3 protein-coding genes, 1 pseudogene and 1 other annotated feature are annotated in these 3,438 nt (G+C 40.3%); all 4 genes and pseudogenes read right to left on the bottom strand.

The window, feature by feature from the left end; genetic code table 11:
* The coding region (locus FTT76_RS17345; RefSeq protein WP_180063744.1) for an MFS transporter at positions 1-377 on the bottom strand (377 nt) is incomplete at its 3' end.
* Between the two features lie 151 nt (positions 378-528).
* Positions 529-1,501: pseudogene (locus FTT76_RS17340) on the bottom strand (IS3 family transposase).
* Positions 1,096-1,212: a sequence feature (AL1L pseudoknot), on the bottom strand. (Overlaps the previous pseudogene by 117 nt.)
* Positions 1,502-1,683: 182 nt before the next feature.
* The gene (locus FTT76_RS17335; protein WP_006581699.1) at positions 1,684-2,250 is read right to left on the bottom strand and encodes a recombinase family protein; all 567 of its coding nucleotides are present in this window, start codon (positions 2,248-2,250) and stop codon (positions 1,684-1,686) included.
* A gap of 177 nt (positions 2,251-2,427) precedes the next feature.
* On the bottom strand, positions 2,428-2,691 hold the full coding sequence (locus FTT76_RS17330) for a hypothetical protein (protein ID WP_127801456.1): 264 nt from the start codon (positions 2,689-2,691) through the stop codon (positions 2,428-2,430).
* Positions 2,692-3,438 lie beyond the last annotated feature (747 nt).

Below are 3,438 nucleotides of genomic sequence, written 5' to 3'. Positions count from 1 at the left end.
GTCGCGAACGTCGCCACCAGCATGGCCGACGCGCCCACTGCTTGAAGTAGACGGAAAGCGACAAAGGCCGGTGCAGTTGAAGACCAAGCTGCTCCCAGAGACGCAATGACGAAAGCCGTTGCGCCCGCAAGTAGAATTGGCCGTCGCCCGATTCTGTCTGAGAGCGGACCAAAAATCACCTGGCCCACGCCGAGCATCACCATATAGAGGCTCAACGTGAGTTGGATCATAGCGGGCGTCGTGTTCAGGATGCCGGGCATCGCTGGAACGACAGGGAGATAAATATCCATCGCCAGTGAAGCGAGGATGTCGAAAGGAGCCATCAGCAGCAGTGCTGCCGGCAGCGTATAGGCCCACGCGGGGCGTGTGGTGGTCATGACGAATCAACCCTCGATTAAGGAATACCGGGCGACGTCTGCTCGTCAGCAATCAGATGAGACTAGCCTTACAGAGCGCCGCAACAACAATACTGGTTGTTGCGGCTTACTTGTCTGCTGACTTGGAATTTCCCATCTGATTACTCCACGCTTACGAATATGAATTGCTACATTTTATCCGATTATCTTTTGCTTCGCAATGCGGCATGGGCGCACTCAGCGTTCCAGCCCCCTCTGCCGCCCTAAATGCTTGCTCCAATGCATCGAGCACCATATCTGTATTCATCCGTGTCGATACTTTCCATCCAACAATTGCTCGTGAGAACACATCAATAATAAATGCAGTATAAACCCAGCCTGAATTTGTTTGAATATACGTAAAGTCACTCACCCACAGTTGGTCAGGATGATCAGCAGTAAAATTACGTTTTACCAAGTCATCCGCTCGTTTTTGATCATCTCGGCTACGGGTGGTTTGTTTGTTCTTACCACGCCAAACACCTTTTATACCTAGCTTTTGCATTAATCGAGCAACAGTACAGCGCGCAATAATATAGCCTTCACGTTTCAGTTTTTGCCAGACTTTACGTACACCATACCGACCTGAACTTTCCTTCCAAATTCGTTTAATCTCCTCAGCATGATGCAAGTCATGTAAATCTCGCTTTGCTCGATGTTCTGGATTTTCACAGAGATCTAGAGTCCGGTAATAGGTTGAAGGTGCGATCGGTAAAATTCTACAAATCGCCTCGACTCCGTACAGCTCTTTATTATTATGGATAAAATCCACCATTATTTGTGTGGGCGGTCGAGCTCCGCCTGGGCGAAAAAAGCGGCTGCTTTACGTAGAATTTCATTGGCGCGTTGCAGTTCTTTATTTTCGCGTTCGAGTTGTTTGATACGTTCTTGGTCTGAAAGCTGCTGTACTTTAACTGGATTTTGTTTATCTAAATATTTTTGATACCAAACACGTAGTGTTTCAGGAGTACAACCCTTGCGCAGTATACTGCTCAGGGAGCAATAGCGGTGATCGCAGCCCAATTCGATGGATAATCTTTCTCGGATTCAATCAATAATTGAACCGCTCTTTCTCTGATTTCAGGGGTATATTTTACTTTTTTCATCGGGACATTCTCTCAGAAAGCTTGGTCTCCGACAAACCCGGTACGGTTCAAAAATCTTCCATTGATTTATTTATATCTGTTAAACCAGTCGCATTATGAAATGTAATATAAGTAGAAATTTCAGTATAAATGGTCATGATCTTTTCTAAATTTGAATATCTAAGCGTCTTCATTAATCAACCTTATTGATTATTAGTTTCTTCTTTTAAAGCTCTTTGTACTGTTGCTATCCCTACTTTAAACTTTTCTGCAACACCTCTAAATGTTGAATTTTCTTCAGCCATTGCTTTTCGTATTTCAACATAGTCAACCTTCCGCTTTCTTCCCTTATATAAGCCCTTCGCTTTGGCTTTTGCAATTCCTTCCTTTTGACGCTCACGGATCATGGAGCGTTCAAACTCTGCAAATGCAGCAAGCATCTGAAACATGAGTTTATTTATTGCCGATTGTGCTACATCATGACTGAAGGTCAAATTCTCTTTATGAAAAATAATGGTTATACCACGATCATTCAGACTATTCACAATTTCGTTCAGATCATTTGTATTACGTGCCAGACGATCAATACTATGAACATGCACCGTATCACCTTCACGCAGATAGTCGAGCATTGCATTTAACTGAGGACGTTCACGGCTACCACCGCTTGCCTTTTCAGTAAAGGTCTTATCCAGGCTGATTCCATCTAATTGACGTTCAGTATTTTGTTCAGTTGAACTGACTCGAATATATCCGACCTGATTAGGCATTCTGTACCGTTAGAGTTTAGATAATTAAATACATATTGTACCGAAATTAAATATTAAGTCTATAAATACGGTTTTTGAGTTGCTTTTTAAGACTTTATTTTGTTCCGTTAGGCTATACTCTAAATTTACAGAACATCTCTTATTCGAAATTCGATCGAATGGGAGTAAAAGCCTGCCTCAATTCGAATTAATTTTACGTTTTTTAATTTTAAAAGTTCGTCGCCCAGCAAGTCGGTAAGCAAGGTCAGGATTCCGGCCGTCCAAGTGTTTAACCAAAATTGGCACACCATTCGGTGTTTTACTCATTAAATTATCATTTTCTACATACAGCACTGTTCCTCTTTGCGCTGCGGCAATAAAGCGGTCTCGAAGTACATTTGCAGCTTTGGCAGCAATACCTGATTCATTGTCATCTTCATCAATTAGATCTACTGTTGACATAGTGCCGTACTCCCAATTAGCTGATATATGAATCATATTACAAGTCGGGTAGACAGGATAAAGAACTAGAGACCTTTCTACATATAATGCTCTGATCGACACACACAATAGCTTCTTTCCACATCAAGGTAGGTATTATGTGTGATCTGAATTTTATATTTAATTTCAATAACTTATAAATATTAATGTTTGAGTTTTATTTTTGCCACATAAACAAAATAATATTTAAAATCAAATGCTTATATTTTATAAAAAATTTAAAGCTTAGCATCACACATGATAGCTACCTAAATTAGCTCCATTAGGTAGCTATCATGTGTGTCGATATTAAAAATTATGTTTAATTTCAATGTATTAATAGAATTCAACTCTTTATAATTTTGATATTTTTTTTACAAAGCACGGGATCATCTAACAGAAATTTTTTCCCTTTTTTAATCCTGGATATTTAGAATCGGTAGAAATTTCTTCACTTAAAAATTTAACTGCCTAGAGAGCAAAATGAATCCTATAACTTTTCAGAAACTGGAAAAAATGAATAAGCACTGCAAGGCTTGTGTTAAAGCCTATGCACTTTTGACGGCACTGTTGCAAATAGAGATTTGAGTCGATGATGTTCCTGATGTGTGCTGAATTAGCAGGAGACTTTCACTTGGGAGATTCTAGGCAGCTAACCGATAAAAGTCTTCTGCCATTTGATTTGGTGTCTTAAAATCCAAGCCTTTTTGAATTCTTCGCTGATTATAA

This window comes from Acinetobacter sp. YH01009, from assembly GCF_013420765.1.
Classification (GTDB): domain Bacteria; phylum Pseudomonadota; class Gammaproteobacteria; order Pseudomonadales; family Moraxellaceae; genus Acinetobacter; species Acinetobacter amyesii.
This window is presented reverse-complemented; position numbering and strand designations above follow the sequence as displayed.

Coding starts and splice junctions, on each gene's coding strand:
- FTT76_RS17335 (WP_006581699.1), bottom strand. CDS start 2,250: ATGCCTAATCAGGTCGGATATATTCGAGTCAGTTCAACTGAACAAAAT.
- FTT76_RS17330 (WP_127801456.1), bottom strand. CDS start 2,691: ATGTCAACAGTAGATCTAATTGATGAAGATGACAATGAATCAGGTATT.